The 17,723-nt window shown below is 49.1% G+C and carries 13 protein-coding genes and 1 pseudogene; 3 read left to right on the top strand and 11 right to left on the bottom strand.

Annotated elements, in window-relative coordinates; all coding sequences use genetic code 11:
- Positions 1-201: 201 nt before the first annotated feature.
- The 5 genes from NF543_RS06240 to NF543_RS06260 form a co-directional block, all read right to left on the bottom strand.
- Positions 202-4,206 (bottom strand): cobaltochelatase subunit CobN, encoded by a 4,005-nt coding sequence (locus NF543_RS06240; protein ID WP_257667250.1) that lies wholly within the window; start codon positions 4,204-4,206, stop codon positions 202-204.
- Entirely contained in the window at positions 4,203-4,544 is a 342-nt protein-coding gene (locus NF543_RS06245) for a DUF2149 domain-containing protein (RefSeq protein WP_257667251.1), read from the bottom strand. Before NF543_RS06245 ends, NF543_RS06240 begins: the two co-directional genes overlap by 4 nt.
- Positions 4,541-5,155, bottom strand: a complete 615-nt coding sequence (locus tag NF543_RS06250) for a MotA/TolQ/ExbB proton channel family protein (protein ID WP_257667252.1) — start codon at positions 5,153-5,155, stop codon at positions 4,541-4,543. Before NF543_RS06250 ends, NF543_RS06245 begins: the two co-directional genes overlap by 4 nt.
- 5 nt (positions 5,156-5,160) lie before the next feature.
- Entirely contained in the window at positions 5,161-7,482 is a 2,322-nt protein-coding gene (locus tag NF543_RS06255) for a TonB-dependent receptor (protein WP_257667253.1), read from the bottom strand.
- A 625-nt stretch (positions 7,483-8,107) separates the two neighbouring features.
- Complete coding sequence (locus NF543_RS06260) at positions 8,108-8,851, bottom strand: T9SS type B sorting domain-containing protein (RefSeq protein ID WP_257667254.1); 744 nt, start codon at positions 8,849-8,851, stop codon at positions 8,108-8,110.
- Between the two features lie 74 nt (positions 8,852-8,925).
- Between NF543_RS06260 and NF543_RS06265 the strand changes: the two genes are divergently transcribed.
- The 3 genes from NF543_RS06265 to NF543_RS06275 all read left to right on the top strand — a co-directional run bounded on the left by NF543_RS06265 (position 8,926) and on the right by NF543_RS06275 (position 10,311).
- On the top strand, positions 8,926-9,120 hold the full coding sequence (locus NF543_RS06265) for a hypothetical protein (RefSeq protein ID WP_257667255.1): 195 nt from the start codon (positions 8,926-8,928) through the stop codon (positions 9,118-9,120).
- Positions 9,117-9,539 (top strand): hypothetical protein, encoded by a 423-nt coding sequence (locus NF543_RS06270; RefSeq protein ID WP_257667256.1) that lies wholly within the window; start codon positions 9,117-9,119, stop codon positions 9,537-9,539. Before NF543_RS06265 ends, NF543_RS06270 begins: the two co-directional genes overlap by 4 nt.
- 235 nt (positions 9,540-9,774) lie before the next feature.
- Complete coding sequence (locus NF543_RS06275) at positions 9,775-10,311, top strand: hypothetical protein (protein WP_257667257.1); 537 nt, start codon at positions 9,775-9,777, stop codon at positions 10,309-10,311.
- Between the two features lie 65 nt (positions 10,312-10,376).
- On the opposite strand, the gene NF543_RS06280 is transcribed toward NF543_RS06275, so the two are convergent.
- From NF543_RS06280 to NF543_RS06300, 6 genes and pseudogenes are all read right to left on the bottom strand, one after another.
- Entirely contained in the window at positions 10,377-10,661 is a 285-nt protein-coding gene (locus NF543_RS06280) for an Rdx family protein (RefSeq protein WP_257667258.1), read from the bottom strand.
- 201 nt (positions 10,662-10,862) lie between these two features.
- A pseudogene (locus NF543_RS25475) lies at positions 10,863-10,970 on the bottom strand (sigma factor-like helix-turn-helix DNA-binding protein); the annotation flags it as partial.
- An 18-nt stretch (positions 10,971-10,988) separates the two neighbouring features.
- A complete protein-coding gene (locus tag NF543_RS06285; protein ID WP_257667259.1) occupies positions 10,989-12,473 on the bottom strand; it encodes a RagB/SusD family nutrient uptake outer membrane protein in 1,485 nt (494 codons plus the stop codon).
- Between the two features lie 17 nt (positions 12,474-12,490).
- The gene (locus NF543_RS06290; protein WP_257667260.1) at positions 12,491-15,613 is read right to left on the bottom strand and encodes a SusC/RagA family TonB-linked outer membrane protein; all 3,123 of its coding nucleotides are present in this window, start codon (positions 15,611-15,613) and stop codon (positions 12,491-12,493) included.
- 299 nt (positions 15,614-15,912) lie between these two features.
- Positions 15,913-17,106: an ATP-binding protein gene (locus NF543_RS06295; protein ID WP_257667261.1), complete on the bottom strand. Its 1,194-nt coding sequence runs from the start codon at positions 17,104-17,106 to the stop codon at positions 15,913-15,915.
- Between the two features lie 114 nt (positions 17,107-17,220).
- Positions 17,221-17,439 carry a hypothetical protein gene (locus NF543_RS06300; protein ID WP_257667262.1) on the bottom strand — a complete coding sequence of 73 codons (219 nt, stop codon included), beginning with the start codon at positions 17,437-17,439 and terminating at the stop codon, positions 17,221-17,223.
- Positions 17,440-17,723 lie beyond the last annotated feature (284 nt).

Below are 17,723 nucleotides of genomic sequence, written 5' to 3' on the forward strand. Positions count from 1 at the left end.
GCAATAGCCAAAAAAATGAAAGGTTTCCAAACGGGGAGAATGGAAACCTTTACTAACCAATTATAAACCTAAATTATGATGGCACAAAGATAGTGTATTTTCTACACTATGCAAAATAAATTTTCACTTTTTTTATCTGCTAGCTATTATCACCATTCGAGGTATGCAGAATACCCTATATGTATGGCAAGATATTCTCTTCTATCTCAATCGCTTACCAAAACTAAATGCCAATAGCAATAACAATCCCAATCCAATTAAATAGCGACTATCCACAGGAGTATGAGCGGGCAATGCCTTTGGCTTTTTGTCTGGAGAATCCCTCAAAGTCTCTTCCATTTTAAACCCACTCACTATATTTTCCGTCGCTTTGGCGTCAGACTGATCTTTCACCTGTGGCCTTTCCCTTGCTGGGGATTGTTGTATAGGCGGTGGTGGTTGTATTGACTGTGATGGCTGTTGGCCAGGGCGAGGGGCAACGCTACCCACGGCTGGTTGCTGCTGTATATTCCCCAGCCGGTCTATGAGGTTGTTTACCAACTTCGTTGATATGCCATTGTCTACCCTGCCTACGATGTATTCGGTAAGCGCTTCATTCCCGCAGACATTTTCAGCGCAGGAAAGGCCCGTGTCCTCCATTGTTTGCAGGTAGGCGTCTATGAGTTTATCCATTACCTGTTCATCCGGTTTCCAATATTCCTTGCGAACCACCTCAATCATTCGGGCCAGCATGGTTTGGTAGGCATACGTGTTATTAGCATCGGCGAATTTCTGCCTGATATCTAACTCATATTTGTCAGCAACATAGGTATCATACCACTGTTGCCATTTCTGTTCGTCAATCGCCTCCGGCACCGTCACCTGCCATCCCCACATGTTATCGACCACCCGGCCTACCATACGTGCTCCAGCATAGCCTTCATCCAGCATTTCCGTAATCCATTTGGGATTGAGGTACCGTGTATTCAGTTCCCTTCCAAGGAATTTATCCAAGCTTTCTTGGCGCAGGGCATTGGGGTCAGAAAGATTCGTTACCACCACTTCTGGGGAAGAACCATCTACAGCACGTATCGCCATGGCTGCGCCGCCGAGGTACTGGAAGAAATCATCGTTGTCCAGCGCACCATACACATTGGAGGATCGACTATGAAGCACCGTCTTCGTACCGGCCAATGTCTTTTTGAAGAGGCCGATGACCAAGTCCTTTGCCGTTTGTCCTTCATCGGCAATGATATCCCGGTCGCCCCAAAATCCCTGTCCGTAAAGGTGACCCATGCGGTTGAAATACACGGATGACACCTGTCCTTCATCGTCCCATTTAGCTGATGCTTGGATAGCATCGTTCAGTCCGGTGCCATAGGCGCCGCTAGGCACACCGAATAAACGCACCGACGCCATGCGTTTGGCGAGCGCTGTATCGCGGATGCCTTCAGCAACAAGCCGGTTCATCGTGGTATCAATGTGTTGGCGCACGAAGTTGGTCGGCTCATCCTGTTCATAAGCCAGCGCCACGGCTTGGTCGAGCAGATGCATCAAGTTGGGGAACATGTCGCGATACAAGCCAGAGGGCAGTACTACCACATCGATACGGGGTCTTCCCAAACTATCTTGTGGGATGGCTTCGAGTCCTTTCACACGGCCAAAGCCATCGTACCCAGGCCTGATGCCCAGCAGGTGCAAAATCTGGGATTCCATGATGCCTTCATGCCGGATGGTCTCCACGGACCAGAGGTTGATGGCCACTTTATCGGGGTATTGCCCCTCATGCCGCTGCTGATAGTCATCAATAAGCTGCCTGGCCATGCTGGCCCCCGCTTGATAAGTGTCTTCCGTGGGGATACGGGAAGGGTCAAACGCAAAAAAGTTTTTGCCAGTGGGCAGGGCATCGGGATTTCGGATGGGATCGTTGCCCTGTCCCGCCCGGATATACCGTCCTTCCAAGGCGCTCATCAGTGCATCCATCTCGCTTTGTCCGCTGACCATTATCCGGTGAAACATATCTTCCATTAGCTCTTCGCGGGCTTTGGGCGATAACTGTTGCTGTCTACTCGCAATGGCCGCCGCTGTTTTTTGAGCCTTGGCCGAATCGGGCGACATCCCAAACGTATGCAGGCCCATTGGGGTTTGGTTTTCGTTGATTTCCTGCAGGTAATGTTCTAGCTTTTCAATATCCGCTGCAGCGAACCCTTGCTCCATCCCAAGATCTTTATGCAAGCCTGCGGCTTTCGCCAGTCGATTAATGGTAGCCAGGTGGATTTCGGCCAATGCGGGGCTCTTCTCCATGGCCGCGCTATAGTCGTTGATTACTCCGGCGAGCTCCCGTAACTCGGGGTTCATTCCCGCTTGGTCGAAAGGAGGCGTCATGTGGTCGATGATGACGGCCATGCCTCTGCGTTTGGCTTGGGTACCTTCACCCACATTGTCTACGATGTACGGATAGATATTCACGAGGTCTCCGATTAACGCCTCGGATGCGTCGTCATCATCAAAGCCAACCTCCCTGCCCGATAGCCATTCGTGCGTGCCATGGGTACCTAGATGTACCACGGCATTCACATCCAGCTCGTGTTGCAAATAAAGGTAAAAAGCGATGTATTGATGGTGAGGGGGTAGTGTAATGTCGTGGAATAGCGCTTCCGAATCTTCATCCCATCCCCTGGCCGGCTGGGGCATCAGGTGGATGTGGCCATACTGCACCCTTGGCAGCACAAAAAAGCGCTTACCCGAGGCGTCTTCCCACACCATAATCCGGGCTTCCTCCGGGGCACCCCATTTATCAAGCACCTGCTGTTGTAGATGGGGATGCAAGTCTGCAAACCACCTCTTATATGCCTCAATAGGCACCAGCACCGGATTTGTTTCTTTCACTAGGCGATCGAGCTCGGCGGGTGCCCAAGAGCCGATGTTGCGGCCGCTATCCATCACTGCACCATAGATTGCCTCTCCCGTTGGCGCATCGTCTCCCAAGTCATATCCTTCCGCCTGGAGGCGATTCAGGATATTTTCCATGCTTTGGGGTAATACATTGAGGTAGCTGGCACCGATATTGTTTTTGCCCGGGTGCCCGTTGTAATAGACAATGGCCACCTGTTTGCCTTCGTTTGACTTCTGTTGCAGGCGTGTCCAAGCCTGAAGCCTGCCCACCAGCCGCTTTACCCGACTTGCAATGGCCACTTTGGTTTTATATTGATGGCCTGTTCCATCATCCACCTGCTCCATGCTACTGGCCACGAAGGGTTGGATCTGTCCAGAAAGTTCGGGTCGGGCCAGCGCCATGGTCCGCGAAAACACGGAGAGCCCCTGTGGCGATTGCCGCCATTCGTCAGCGGTTTCAGCGATATTGATGGCATTGATGACAGGTACTCCCAGCCGTTCGAAGGCTTCTTGCAGCACTACGGTAGACGATCCCGGCAGCGACGAGAACGATACAAGGGCCGCCACGCGTGAGGTGCCATCGTCATCAAGGCAGAACGCGTCGATGGCCTTATCCAATGGATAACCATAGAAAGGTAGCACATTGAATCCCGCGGAATCAAGTGCGGCAGCATAAGCCTGTATATGCTCCAACTGCCGTGTAACCACCTCATAGCGGAAGGTATACAAGCCTATCCATGGTGCCCCGAGCTTAATCCGGATGCCGGAATTTTGATAATCGGCAAAGCGGTCATACACCTTGCCCGTTTCGAAAGCAAACAGCCCGCTTTCTGGCAATTCCTGCACTTCGGCATAAGGGTATGGGCTGTCGAAGTGGCGATGCAGCAGGAAAAGCAGCATATTCTTGAGGTTTTCGGGACTGGGGTGTTCGAAATACCGGGCCACATCCATATCGAACCGTATCCCTTGTTTTTTGTACGCCTCTTCTTCGGGCGTAGTACCCACGGCATAGCAATGGGCACCACGGGTCAAGGCCGAGCGCAATGGCGCATTGAACCGCTCGATCACCCCTCCAGCATGTACATAACAAACCACGAGGTCTGCCGTTGCTAAGCCTTCGCTTTCAGCTGCTGTAACAACTGATACGTGGTAGTCATCAGCAAAGCCGGGCAGTGCTTCAAGTTCCTTTATCGCCTCATGTGCTGGTTTTCCGTAGTTTTCGGTTAATAGTAAGCTCACTTTTTTTACTTGCTGCGTCATTGCACCGAAACCGTAGCCAAGCAAAGCCAGCAAGACAACCATGGCTATAAAGGGTGATTTATTCGTCATCATTCTCCTTCCGGCACATAAATGATCTGTCCATCTTCCAGCTGGTAAGCTGTACCAAGCCGTTCTCCTTTGCCCGAGGCTTCCTCGGGAGTAAGTTTCTTCACCTTAATTTCCTTCCCTTTTTTGGTGATGATTTCCATCTGCCCATTGGCGTTCTGCTTGGTGACGGTCACTTCCGTATTGGGGTCAAAAAGATCCAGCATATTGAGGGCCGAGATGAGTGCAAAAATCATCGCCACAATAAGTACTACACTTACGTCAAACAGATTGGCTACTCCGCTGATGGGATCTTCAAGAGGTTCCTGCCGGCCTTCCATGCGGCTATTGGTCAACAGCTTCATCGTACCATATTTTCTTCTTCCACGGCTATCGCTTCTTTTTCCACGGGGACATTCCACTTATCGGAAGGAGCAATTTCGCGCAGTCGTGTCTCCACATATACCTCGCAGGCCAGGAAATCGGCATGCAGCCATTTTTCCTTGCCCAGGGCGATAAGGTAAGCGATGGTGCCACAAGTGATGCCCACAATAGTGGATGTAAATGCCGTAACCATGTTTTCAGACATGGCCGTCATGTCGCCAGACGAGAGTGACGCCAAGGCATGCCCCATGGGAATCAGCGTGCCCACAAGCCCAATGGAAGGACCCGCTTTGATCATGAAACGGATGTTATCCAAGCGGTTGTTCAGCTTTTTTTCCCATCGCCTTACCATTTCGGTGAGCCGGATATCCGCATACTTCGGATTGCGCAAGATTTCCGCAATCGATTCATCGTGTTCTTGCCGAAAGACCCGCAGCCGCTGGCTTCCTTTGCGTTTATGATCTATCCATTCACGGAGGAATATACCTAATGAAATGGTTGTCCAGCATACCATGGCAAATAGTGCCAGGAATATGGGCAGGAATAAAAAGGAGGTTAGTTGAAAGAGGAAATGATCAAGAAATGCTATCATGGATGTTAAAGTTGGTAACTGATGCCCGTAAAAAATGTACGCCCAGGCGCATAATAATAACTTGTTGGCGACGAATAGCTGCCGTAATATTGTTTGTCAAATAAGTTCATCACATTGAGGTTGATGGATACCGGCCCAACTGATTTACCCAATTTCAAGTCAAATACGGTAACAGCTGCCATCGTTTTATCCGGCGTGTTTTCCAGATCTCCATAATGGCTGCCGGTATGCCTTGCCCAAGCGCTTAGGTGAAACCAGCGAGTCTTGTCAAAAACCACAGCTCCCGATAGGCTATGCTTGGGATTATCGTTCATCTCCTTGCCCTCATATTCCGGATTGGTTTCATAACGTATGATTTCCGAGCGGTTGTGGAAATAACTGGCTTGCAGGGAAAGCCCATCGCCGATGCGATAACGTACAAAGGATTCCAACCCTCGAAGATTCACCTTACCGATGTTGATGTATTGCCTTACGGGCAGGTTGCCAGGGTCGAAATAGGAAGGTACCTCGCTGCGGTCTATCAGCACACTGGTCAGAAAGTCGCTATACTGCGAAGCATATACCGTCGCAGAAATTTCAAGGCGGTTGCCAAGTTGGAAATCTGCACCGAAATCTACGGAATAAGCCATCCGTTCCGGTTTGAGCGACGGATTCCCGAGCCGGAAGGACGTGCCCAACGGTGTAGCATTGTACAGGTAATAACTACTTGGTGCCTTGAAACCGGTGGCGTATACCGTGCGGAGCCTGAAGTTAGGCAGGAAGTCGTAGGTCAGCCCCAGCTTCGGGGTAAATATATCGGACGAAGCGTCATCATATGTGATATCGATCGCCTCGCCAGACATGTTATCAAAAAAATGTCCCTGTTTGTTGCTCCAATGGTCAAAGCGTAACCCAGCGTTCACATGGAGCCGCTCACCGATACTGATATCATCGTTGAGAAAAAAAGATATGAAATTCTGGTTTCCAGAAAAATCCTGATCGCCTTGGCCATAATAGAATTTATGCGATTGTACCTTGGTAAACCGGAGGTCGGCCCCTAGGGTAATGGAGTTGCCGTACCAGGTTTGGTTTGCTTTGGCAATCAACCCATAAGTATCTAAAGGCACTTCCGAGTCGTAATACCTGTTGTCAAAAGCCCGAGATTCCGCGTTCCACCTGAATGAATTAGATTTGCGGTCTTGGCGATTGTAATAAGCAATGATTTCAGGTTTAACCTTTGCCTGGTCGTCCGCGTAGCGGAGTTGGAAGTTTCCTGTAGTGGTGCGGTCGTCGTAGATGGTTGATGTGCCCGACTCCGGTTGCTGGAGGTTATAGTCGGCAATGGCCGTAAAGGTACCACCCACCGGCAGGTCATAGGCAAGTTTTGCATTCACATTGAGCAGCTCCATGCGGGGTTTCTGATAATAGCTTTGCCATAAGCTATCGGCCATGTAGGCATATCCATCCGTCTTCTTATACTCGGCAAAGGCGATGGCTCCCCACCCATTGCCAAAACGTTTGCCGGCCTTTATGTTGGTTTGGAAGGTATTCATCGAGCCGTACCGTAGATCTGCCCCGAGCACAGGTCTATCACCAGGGCTTTGTGTGACCAGGTTTACGGTACCTCCCATGGAGCTCGACCCATAGATGGAAGAACCCGGCCCCCGCACCACTTCGATGCGTTCAATGCTGTTGCTGGCAAGGCTGTTCCACTCCGATACCCCTCCCGTATAGGAATCGTTAATGGGCACACCGTCTTTGAGGATGAGTGTGCGGTTTGCCGATCCGGTACCCCGCAGCACGATGCTCGTATGGGCACCAGTGGTGGTGAGGCCTCGACTGCGATCCACGGCCACACCGGGCAAGTAACCCAATGCTTCATCAATGGTTTGGATTTGGCGAAGCTCCGCATCGCTCTGCTTTAATACGGATACACTGGAAGCGATTTTACGAAGCTGCATGGGTGTTGCTGAGGCTGTAACGGAAACATCGTCCAGCAGCGTTGTCTTAGGCACCAAAAGCCAGGTATAAAGCGAATCCGCTGAAACTGGGGATGGCAGCCGTACATCAAGTGCATTATAGTTTACATGGGTTACTGCCAGCCTTCGGCTTTCTCCCAATGCAATCCAAAACCTGCCCTCCGAATCCGTGGCCGCGCGGGGTCCCTGCTGTGCTACCGTTATGGTCGCCCCGGGTATACCCACACCCGAAGCATCGACAATGCGCCCCTGGATGAATTTGTTTTCCGTCCGCTGTGCATACAACTGTTGAAAGGTTAGCGCGAGGACCAGCAAACACCACGCGGCGCCTCGGAAGTGTTTGTAAATAGCATGTAAGTAAGGTATCATATAGAAAACAATTATTACTAGATAATGATCGAGCTTTTTATAAAGCAACTGGGTTGCAAATATAGAGATCAATATTTAAATGCAACTATGTTTCTTTTAAAAATATTTATGGATTATTATGATTTGACTTTTTAGACAGCCCCTTTTGAAGATGGAAGCAATGCCGGCAGACAAGCCATGGACTATCGGAAAACCGAAAGCTAAGGCAATAGCCTTCCCATCCATATGGTTAAAAACAGGAAGGGGCGGACCATTATTAAATGAGTGAAGGGTGCTATTACTGCTGAAAAAACGACGGAAGGTTTCCAATACGGTTAAAAAACGAAAGGCTTCCAAACGGGGAGAATGGAAGCCTTTACTAACCAATTATAAACCTAAATTATAAACCTAAATTATGATGACACAAAGGTAGTGTATTTTCTACACTAAGCAAAACATTTTTTCATTTTTTTATTTTACGCCCTTTCCGCCACTTCGCGGAGTGGGCAATCCGTCCCATTAGCCCACATTAGCTGCGAAAAAATGCCAGACAGCACCTATCTCACCGACCACAGTCATAAATGCTCTCCACATACAGCGTTTTCGGCACCTTAAATTTTCGGAAATACCAGTTCCTTCGTTATGCTTAGTACAACACCGTTATCGAGCCTTTGAGTGTTTCGCCACGCGTCGTGATGATGGTGTAATAATAAGCCCCCACCGGCACCCGTTGCCCTTTATAAGTACCATTCCATGGCGTAGCATATCCTCGTGAACGAAATACTTCCTGACCGTTGCGATTGAATACCGCCACCTGCGCCTGTATATCTTCTTCAAGCCCACCTATTACCCACACGTCATTGACGCCATCACCATTTGGTGAAAAGGTGTTTGGAATGATGATCTCCTTGCAGTATGGCCGCACCTCAAATGTGGCAGTGGTGGTACATCCGTTTTCGTCCTCCACTTGCAAGGTATAGCTACCCGGACTGGATATGTCAAAATACGGACCGCTGATACTGCCATTCCAGTAGTAAGCGGCGTATCCTGGCGGTGCCACGATGTGTATTACCTCGCGCTCCGCAGTACAGATTACGGTATCCGGGATGAACGGTGCCGTCAGCGGCTCGTACATCTCCACGATTATACTCGTCTCATCCGTGCAACCGGCCGCATTGGTAAGCGTCTGCGGGGCACCATCCACCCCCTGCCATTGACTGCGGGCACCCATTTTTAAATCCACATAACGCTCGATACCGGCCACGGCCGGGTTGGCCAAAAAACCATTAAAAATGTATTGCGTATACTGGGGGCGCTGCTGCGCTTGTACCCCTATGCAAGCATAGAGCAAAAGGGTAAGGATAACTAGGCCGGTTGATCGTATGTACATACTGTCTATAAATAGACAACAATGATAATCATAAATCAATTTATTGCCTAAAGTTATGGCATTATTTATTTAATATGATTGACCTAAGCGGCACCGATCTGCCTGTAGGCGCATATTATTATGTCATTGACTTGGGCATAGGGTGCGGGCCCTTGAAAGGTTCCTGCTGCGATGATCAACGGCAGATATGCTTGCTCGTGCAGGAAGACCTATTTATTTTCGGCCCGGATTTTGAGTCAACCAATTTATCAAAATTAAACGGTGTATGATTCGTAAACTAATCCCAGTTTTAGCCCTGTTTGTCCTTGCCTTGGGTTTGGCAGGATGTAAAAAAGAAAACGAAACTCGTGAGAACCGCCATTACCGCTATGAGGTCACGGGTACAATTTCGAAGCAAGTCATGATTTCGTACACGCCCACCATCTTGGATGACGATCCGGATCTTGATAATATCGAATACGAAGAGACGGTGTCATTGCCTTGGATAAAAGAAGTCACGCTCAACGACCTGGTACAAGGGATAGGCTGTAGCATATCGGTTGACTATGCGGTGCCGGGCCAAGAGGTATTCATTAAGATCTATCTGGAAAATGAGCTTGTGGCGACCCATGAAGGCGTGGTCGATGCCAATGGAAGCATGGCTATCCTGGTGAATTACTACATAGACGGCACGGTAAACCGGTATTAAGCGCCCGAGTATATAAAAACAATTTAGGAATATTATCGACGTGAATATATAGATAATTGGCGAATGTAACTACGAATAATTCGCCTCCCAGATCGGTCAAGAACGATGCCGGCCATACTATTTTTCCTACCTTTGGGTGATAACCAATACTACACGGCAATGTGTACCAGCAAATACATGCAAATCACTTTTTTCTCAGCCTGTTTCTTCCTGCCACTATGTAGCCGCGGGCAACATGAAGGGGGCATCCAATTCCATGAAGGACAGCAATCCACTGGCATTCCAGCAGTCGCTTACTTTTGCGGACCTACTGGTGCCTTATCTCTCGCCACCGCAAAGACAGGCACTACTGCGCTATCGCTTGGCTTACCATGTCATGGTCAAGGACACCGCGGGTGTGAAGCAAGCGGGCCCGCAGTTAGTAAGCGAGTTGATGGACATTCCTTTAGATTCCATCGCGGCAGAAAATGACAGGCGGTATCACGAGACGATGGAGCCCTTTTGGAGCGGCACGATGGATAGCACCAAGATCGAGGGGTTTCAAGAAGAGAAGCAGTTTGCGCTCAATTTGTATGCTCGCGAGATTTGCTCCTACTTATACAAGGCCTCCAATGCTTATGCTGCCTCCTTGGCAGCCAATGACCCAGCCCTACATGAAGAGCTGGCGTGGGCCGTCCGTTGCGATGAGCTGATTCCCAAGAGCCCCGTGTTCCAGCGACTGACTGCTCAGCTCCGGCAGCGTATATCCAATTATTCGATAGATTTGCGATGATGCACACGAGGTTGATGCAGGAGTATTCGCCATATTCGGCGAAGGTCACTTCACACCGCAGCTCATCAATCCTTTTCCGAATGCCCTAGGTTCTTATGGGGCGCTATGTAATCGCGTACCAAACGCTTCAGTGCGGTTATTTCGGGGAACCCACCGTCCTTTTTACGGTCTACGATTACCTCTCCATCAAGGAAGATGCTGAATTTTCCGGCGTCTTCTGAAGGTCGTAGCAACACCCCGCCCAGCTCCTCTGTGAAGGTAGTGAGCAGTTCTGACGCCAAGTATACCGATCTTAGCATCCAGCCGCATTTGGGGCAATATTCAATAGTAATAGTTGGTTTCATCTCCATATCGCTAAAGGATTGGCTAAAATACCCAAAATATTATAAAGAATGCTAAAAAACGCGAGGCGCCAAGGTAACCGCGTTTAAAAAAGATAATAGCCATGCGTCTTTGCCGAGCAAGAGCGTTTGGGAATGAAATGGAGCGAAGCAATCTATTTTGGACGAAGGTTGCTTCGGCTCTCAAAGCCTCGCAATGACGAAAAAGTTTTAAATTCGATTGCCCTGCGCGAGGCACCAGCCTGCAGCGAGGGCGATTTGTTTTTTGACGGTTTCCCGTGAGATGCCCAACCGCTGGGCGATCTCGTTGTGTGAAACCCCTTCTTGACCGGTCCATCAGTGATATCCTTCATTTTGTCGTAGCACCTCGCTTCCGACCAAATCTATCTGACTACGCGGTATTGGCATATACCGATGGTGCTCTTGGGGATTTAATTGCACGGTCTGAACAGAACCGTCAGACGGATTATAATACCGCTCTACCGTTGTCAGTTCAGTCAGGTAGCGGCCTGTCCGCACTAAGTCGAACCAACGCTCGTTTTCAAAAGCAAATTCCAAGCGGCGTTCCAACAAGAGTTTATCCAGAAACGCCTCTTCGGTACCGATATCTGCTAACGTATAGTTGTGGCTGTCGTCGCCGAAAGCCCGCTGACGCACGCGATTGATCTCGGCCAGTGCCAGCTCTGGCTGGTTCAGGTAATATAGAACCTCCGCTTTGAGCAGCACCAGGTCAGCATATCTGAGCACAGGCAGGTCCAGTCCGCTGTTATTGGGTGTATGCTGGACGGCAAACTTATTCACAAACGGGTACCATACGGGCGGATCGGCAGGGGGGCTATTCGGTGATTTCCAATAGGGCGTAATGGTTTCGGCTTTCCGGCTGTCTTCATCATCGTACAGTTTGTACAAGCTCCATGTGGGGAAGATGTTTTCATTGCCGCGGGCCGATATGCCGGACACCCCGAAATACGGCAGGAAATCCGTTGAAAGTGGCTGTCCATTTTCACCGTCAAGGTATTTCATTGCAAAAATAACCTCCTTGTTATTTTCCGAACTGAGCGACCAAAGCGATTTGAATTCGGCTTCTAGTTGAAAGTTAAACCCTTCAACCATATCCAGATAAGTTTTCGCTTCATCCCATTCTTTTAGGTAGACGTATACTTTAGCCAATAATGAGACCGCAGCCTCCTTGCTGGCCCGTCCCCCGGCTATAGCTGCTTTCATTGGCAGCAGGTCGATCGCCTGCTTCAGATCTTCGGTAATCTGGTGGTACACTTCTGCTTCGGACGACCGTGGTACGTCATAAGTTTCTTCCACCGTAAGTTTGGATGTGACCAGTGGAACACCTCCAAATACTTTCACCAGATCGAAATAGAGAAGCCCTCGCATAAAGAGCGCCTCACCGGTGAGTTGCGCTTGCTGGTTTTCTGCATAATCTGTCGGATTATTTATATAAAAAATTACGGAGTTCGCCCGAAAGACACCTTGGTAAGCAAGTCGCCAGAAGTCGGCAAAACGTGGATTCTCCGAGGTAATCGATAAATTATTCAATTCGTCGATACCGCCGATATTAAAATACCCCGTACGATAGGTATTATCCGATAACATTTCGGAAATAGTCCAATCACGGGGGAATCGGGTCTGATAGTTGTTGTAAATTCCTAGTACCGCTCCATCCATGTCTGCGGCAGTTTTAAAAAAATTTGCTTCGGTCAATTCCGATTCAGGGGTCAACTCCAGAATGCTATTACAGGCCCCGAAGGCCAAAAAGACCGCCAACAATACGCCTTTGGTCAATTGATTCACTATAGTTCGTGTCATGATGCGTTTGTTATAGGTTAGAAAATTACGTTAACTCCAAACGTATACACCCGATTGATCGGTTCCGAGCCATTATTAAACCCGGGCATACTTTTTATTCCGTTACTTTCGTCACCTGTAAATCCTTCCGGATTATATCCGTGGAATCCTTTTTTGGTGATCATCAGCAAGTTGCTGATGGACGCAAAAAGGCGAAAATTGCTAATCTTATATCGTTCCGAGAAAGATTGCGGTACGGAATAGCCGAGGTTCAAATTACGAATGGCCAGAAAAGAAGCATCCTCCAGATAATAATCGCTATTGGACACCCAAGCCAGTTGACTGAGCGCCGTTGCGGGCTCTTTGCCATTGCCGGGTTCCGTTGGCGACCACCATTGGTTTTCTACCAATGACCGTCTTATTGCACTAACGGTGGCTCCCTGATAATATAAGTTTTCCAGATTATACATCTTGGCACCGATAGATGATTGCATGGCGATGCTCAAATCGAAATTTTTCCACGAAAAGTCGTTGACCATACCAAATGTCATCTTAGGCAGGTAACTACCCAAAATCACCCGATCATCCGGCGTAATTTTCCCATCAGGAACACCATCCGGTCCACTCACATCGGCATACTTTGTATTTCCTGGTTTCGATCCATCCATGATGGGCGAGTTGGCCACATCGTTTTCATCAACCAACACACCGGCTAATTTGTATCCGTAAAAGGAAAACATGGGTTCTCCCTTCCGCAGAATCCAGGACATTCCCCTGGAGTGTGTGTTGATGACCTCATCCACCCCTCCCAAGTCGACCACTTCATTTTTGTTTCGCGAAAAGTTAAACGCCGTCGACCACTTGAAGGCGCCCGTCAGGTTCTGGGAGTTCAATTCAACTTCAAAACCGGTATTTCGGACATCCCCCACATTCACCAGTGCGGTCGGGAAACCAGAAATAGACGGTACCGAAACATCATACAACAGGTTGGTCGTCTTCTTCTGGTAGTAGTCGGCCGCCATCGTCAGCCGGTTATTAAACAGCCCCAAATCCAGCCCGATGTTATAGCTTTCCGTCCGTTCCCATTGCAGCCCACCGTTACCAATGGCGTTTTGTGCCCACCCTTTGGTAAGTACATCGTCGGGTGAATAATACACATCATCGATCGTGCCGAGATAGCTGAAATCACCGATATTGAAATTACCGACCACGCCGTAACTAACCCGGGGTTTTAGTTCGCTGACCACCGTGTTACCCTGCATAAAGTCCTCCTGAGAAATCCGCCAAGCGATGGATGCCGAAGGGAAATTTCCCCATCGGTTGTTTGGCCCGAACCGGGAGCTGCCATCCGTACGAAACGAAGCTGCTAGCAGATACTTTCCTTTGTACGCATAATTTACCCGACCGAAATACGAAATAAGCCCCCATTTGGATTTGGTCGTATACGATCGGGAGGGATCAATAATCGCATTATTCAGCGTGCGTATGGCTTCGTTGTTAAAGCTTCCAGCCACGGCGGTCTGCAGTGCCGTGCGGGAAGTTGCTTTTTGGAAAGAAGCCCCCAAAATGGCGTTAAAATCATGATCTCCCCCAAAATCATTGGTATACCGCAATACGTTTTCGTTAAGCAGGTTAAGGGACCGGGTATCGCGGGCCGACCCGGAGTTAAGCCCGTTGGTCGTCGCGGATGCTGATTGGAATCTTTCATCGATACCGTAAGTTATGTTGGCACCGAAGGACGACCGAACTGACAACCCTTTTCCTAACTGCGCTTCTGCATACATCTCGCCGACATTGTTCATGGAAGACAACGTATTAAAAGTACCGTATAATGTAGCTAGCGGGCTTGTTTGTGCAGATACCGAATTACCCCAATAGTCCAGCGGCCGGGGGTAAGTCCCATCCGGATAGGGATCGGGAGAAACGAACGGTGCTGTTTTCACGATCGCCTCCATGGTCACCGGGGAAGTCCGCCGATCGGCCCAGTTTGGGCTTACCATGATGCCCACATTAATACCGGGAGCTAATTTCGCATCCACATTGGCCCGAAAAGCATAGGTTTTATAGCCCGTCGTCAATAACGTTCCCTGCTCATCGCGATACGTCCCGGAAATATAATACGTAACGTCATCTGTTCCTCCGCGTACGGACAGGCTATAGTTTTGCATTGGTGCCGGGCGCAATAAAATATCTTCCCAGATGTAGTTCCCTTCACGGATGACCGGGTTGACACGGAAATTCGGTGGACGGCGATCATCGCCCCAAAGTGGTACTGATACATCGCCGCCCTGCCAAGTATAGTCCCGATTCATGTAACGGGCAATATAATCGTGGAACTCATCACCGGAAATCCAATCGTCGTGCCCCAAAGCTTCCGCTACCCCGGCATAGGCATTCAATTGAAGTTGGGGCTTTCCGATACTTCCCTTTTTTGTAGTGATAATAATGACCCCACCTGAACCCCGAGAGCCGTAAATGGCTGCAGAAGATGCGTCTTTCAGGACCTCAATAGACTCCACATCATTCATATTTACACTGCTCATGCTTCCTCCCGGAAACCCATCGATCACAATCAAGGGATCATTACTGGCAGAAATCGATCCGGAGCCGCGTACTCGAATAATGGGTGCCGAACCGGGGTTGCTCCGGGTATTGGAAATGTTGACACCGGCCAATCGGCCTACCAATGCAAGCTCGGGACGCCCTACTGGAATTTGATCCAGTATTTTGTTATCCACCTTGGAAATCGCTGCGGTCACCGAGCTCTTCTTTTGCGTTCCATAGCCAACCACGATTACTTCGTCAAGCCCCGCTACATCTTCCTCCATGACCACATCCACGGTAGACCTTCCCGACACGCCCATCTCCATCTCCTTATAGCCCATGCGTTTGAATACCAATATGTCGCTAGGCTCAACCTGCTCAATTGTAAATTTGCCCGCTGTACTGGTAGCCGTACCCGATCCAGTTCGTTTTATTATGACACTCACGCCTTCCAACGGTGTACCAGAGGCATCCTTCACCGTGCCCGATACGGCCTGCTGCATCCGAACACCAGCCATCGACAGCGAACTGCCTGCCCTCGCCGATGGGAGCGGACCGGCGTGTACACCCCAAGCCGTTAAGCTTGAAAGCCAAAGAAAAAAAAGTTTTTTTTTCATGCCTATATTGATTAGTTGTTTCTTTCTGTATAAGCACACTGCGCAATGGCTTTTTTTAACTGCTCCATGTAAATCACGGGTACGTACACGCAAATTGCGCAAAACGTACAGCTAAATAAAGTCCTAAGCACCACGTGCATAAGCGCTCCCTCAAGATCGAGTACTAAGGGTTTTAATCGGTAACGTACCCGCTAATTACAGAAATATATTTTAAACTTCCAAATTTTTGGAAAATAGATCAGGGATTTCGCTTAAATGCATTTGCCCTGTTCTGCAACTGACGCCCCCTCTTCAACGGTTTAATAGAGCATTCCGAAAAGCCAAAGCGGCACCTTATTGCCATTCCCGATTTCGATATCATCTGCAGCTATATACGCATCATGGATATCCGCTATTTGGCTGAAGTTTTTTCTGGCCCCGCCTACTTCGAAGATATACCGATTATCTACGACAAAATCCCCTTTTTTGGCGAGGTCGATTTGGTAGCCTGCGTTTCGCAGCTGATTGACGAAGAAGCTCTCGCGTATGCTTCCGGCGTTTTTGGGTTGGGTAGAAATTGCATGAAATAGATTGGGGTTATCCAAAAGCAACTTTCCCGGCTTCTCCAACGGTCCCAGACCCTTACCCTCCAGATAGACCAACTGGATCAGTTTGGCTTTTTCCAGGTAATGCAGGTACTGGATAAGTGTCGTCCTGCTCATACCAATGGTTTTTGCAAGCTCGGAGACATTAGGTTTAAACGGTACCTGTGTAGCCAAGCTGGAAAGCAGTTGGTTGATCTTACGGACCTGTTGCTTGTCGATATCCTCGATAAAAGCGAGATCATAGGCAATCGTAAGGTTGACCACATTGGCAAGCTGACGGGGATAACTCGCTATATCTTCCTTGTAAAACGGATAGTATCCGTAGGTGGTGTACTGCCCGAATAGCTTGATGGGTTTCCAGTTATTCAGCTTGCTGGCCAGCGCCACGTGGTTTTCAAGCAAATCTTCCAACGCGACAGCCGGTTGCGCTATCCCGTGCTCAAAGGCAACGAATTCGCGGAAAGAAAAACCGGGGAGGTGATGCACATGGGCACGCCTGCTGAGATCAACCTCCAAGGACAACATCTCAACAATGGATGAACCCGTAAATACCACATGAATGTCCCGGTAGAAATCGTATAGGTTTTTGAGTTCCCGCGCCCAGCCTTCATATTTATGTACCTCGTCTACAAACAGGTATTTGCCGCCCGATTTCCTGAACGTTTCGGCCGTTTCGGCCAACGTGTGCGTAGTGAAGTACAAGTCATCCAAGCTGATATAAAGCATTTCGTCCGTCGGTAGATCCAGCGTCTTCATGCGTTGCAGCAATAACGTGGTTTTGCCGGCTCCTCTGGATCCGAGTACGCCGATGAGCCTATTTTCCCAGTTAATCTGGCGCAATAGTGTCCGTTGGAAGCCCATATCTACCTGGCTCAATAAGACCGCGGATTTTTCCTTTAAAATATCCATCTTTTCAAATTGTCTTCAGTAAAAGACAAAATTAGCTATAAAATGTCTTCAAACAAAGACATTTTTCCGCTATATTTGCATAACACGGCCCGCAATGGGCCGTGCCGATGCCCCTCACCCTCTTTCGTCGGGCCTCTTGCCTAAACAGACTTCTAGTATATTGGCAAGGTTGATTCCGGAATACTCGGAAAACTCCTCGTAGGTGACTACTTGATGGCTTTTTTTGCGTAGTTCTTTTAATACCTGCTGCCTGTAGCGTTGCGCTTGGCGGATACTAATGCCTAGGATGATGCTGATTTCATTGGCATTTATGACAAGTTTGGTTCTTTTCATGGTCAGAAATTTACCGCCCCGGCACTTGGCCGAGGTGTCGTTAATCAAATGCCGCGCCCGCGTTTAAGGTGCCTCCCACCTCCTTGTTTGCCGCTTCCTTTCCGCTTACGTATCGGTACCCTGTCACTTTTGCCACGTTTTAACGAATATATAGCGGCGCATATGCGGAGCAGGGGCGAATAGGAATCGGATAGGCTACGGCCAAGGGGGTGCTCATTCCCGAAACACGACGGTTTATTCAACCACAAATTTAATATCGGCCATCGAATGGAGCAAGCGACAAA

The organism is Parapedobacter tibetensis (assembly GCF_024704835.1).
Classification (GTDB): domain Bacteria; phylum Bacteroidota; class Bacteroidia; order Sphingobacteriales; family Sphingobacteriaceae; genus Parapedobacter; species Parapedobacter tibetensis.

Bases quoted from the DNA above. Each gene is read 5' to 3' on its own strand.
- NF543_RS06255 (WP_257667253.1), bottom strand. From the start codon at position 7,482: ATGATACCTTACTTACATGCTATTTACAAACACTTCCGAGGCGCCGCG.
- NF543_RS06300 (WP_257667262.1), bottom strand. From the start codon at position 17,439: ATGAAAAGAACCAAACTTGTCATAAATGCCAATGAAATCAGCATCATC.
- NF543_RS06265 (WP_257667255.1), top strand. From the start codon at position 8,926: ATGATTGACCTAAGCGGCACCGATCTGCCTGTAGGCGCATATTATTAT.
- NF543_RS06290 (WP_257667260.1), bottom strand. From the start codon at position 15,613: ATGAAAAAAAAACTTTTTTTTCTTTGGCTTTCAAGCTTAACGGCTTGG.
- NF543_RS06240 (WP_257667250.1), bottom strand. From the start codon at position 4,206: ATGATGACGAATAAATCACCCTTTATAGCCATGGTTGTCTTGCTGGCT.
- NF543_RS06250 (WP_257667252.1), bottom strand. From the start codon at position 5,155: ATGATAGCATTTCTTGATCATTTCCTCTTTCAACTAACCTCCTTTTTA.
- NF543_RS06275 (WP_257667257.1), top strand. From the start codon at position 9,775: ATGAAGGGGGCATCCAATTCCATGAAGGACAGCAATCCACTGGCATTC.
- NF543_RS06295 (WP_257667261.1), bottom strand. From the start codon at position 17,106: ATGGATATTTTAAAGGAAAAATCCGCGGTCTTATTGAGCCAGGTAGAT.
- NF543_RS06245 (WP_257667251.1), bottom strand. From the start codon at position 4,544: ATGAAGCTGTTGACCAATAGCCGCATGGAAGGCCGGCAGGAACCTCTT.
- NF543_RS06270 (WP_257667256.1), top strand. From the start codon at position 9,117: ATGATTCGTAAACTAATCCCAGTTTTAGCCCTGTTTGTCCTTGCCTTG.
- NF543_RS06285 (WP_257667259.1), bottom strand. From the start codon at position 12,473: ATGACACGAACTATAGTGAATCAATTGACCAAAGGCGTATTGTTGGCG.
- NF543_RS06280 (WP_257667258.1), bottom strand. From the start codon at position 10,661: ATGGAGATGAAACCAACTATTACTATTGAATATTGCCCCAAATGCGGC.
- NF543_RS06260 (WP_257667254.1), bottom strand. From the start codon at position 8,851: ATGTACATACGATCAACCGGCCTAGTTATCCTTACCCTTTTGCTCTAT.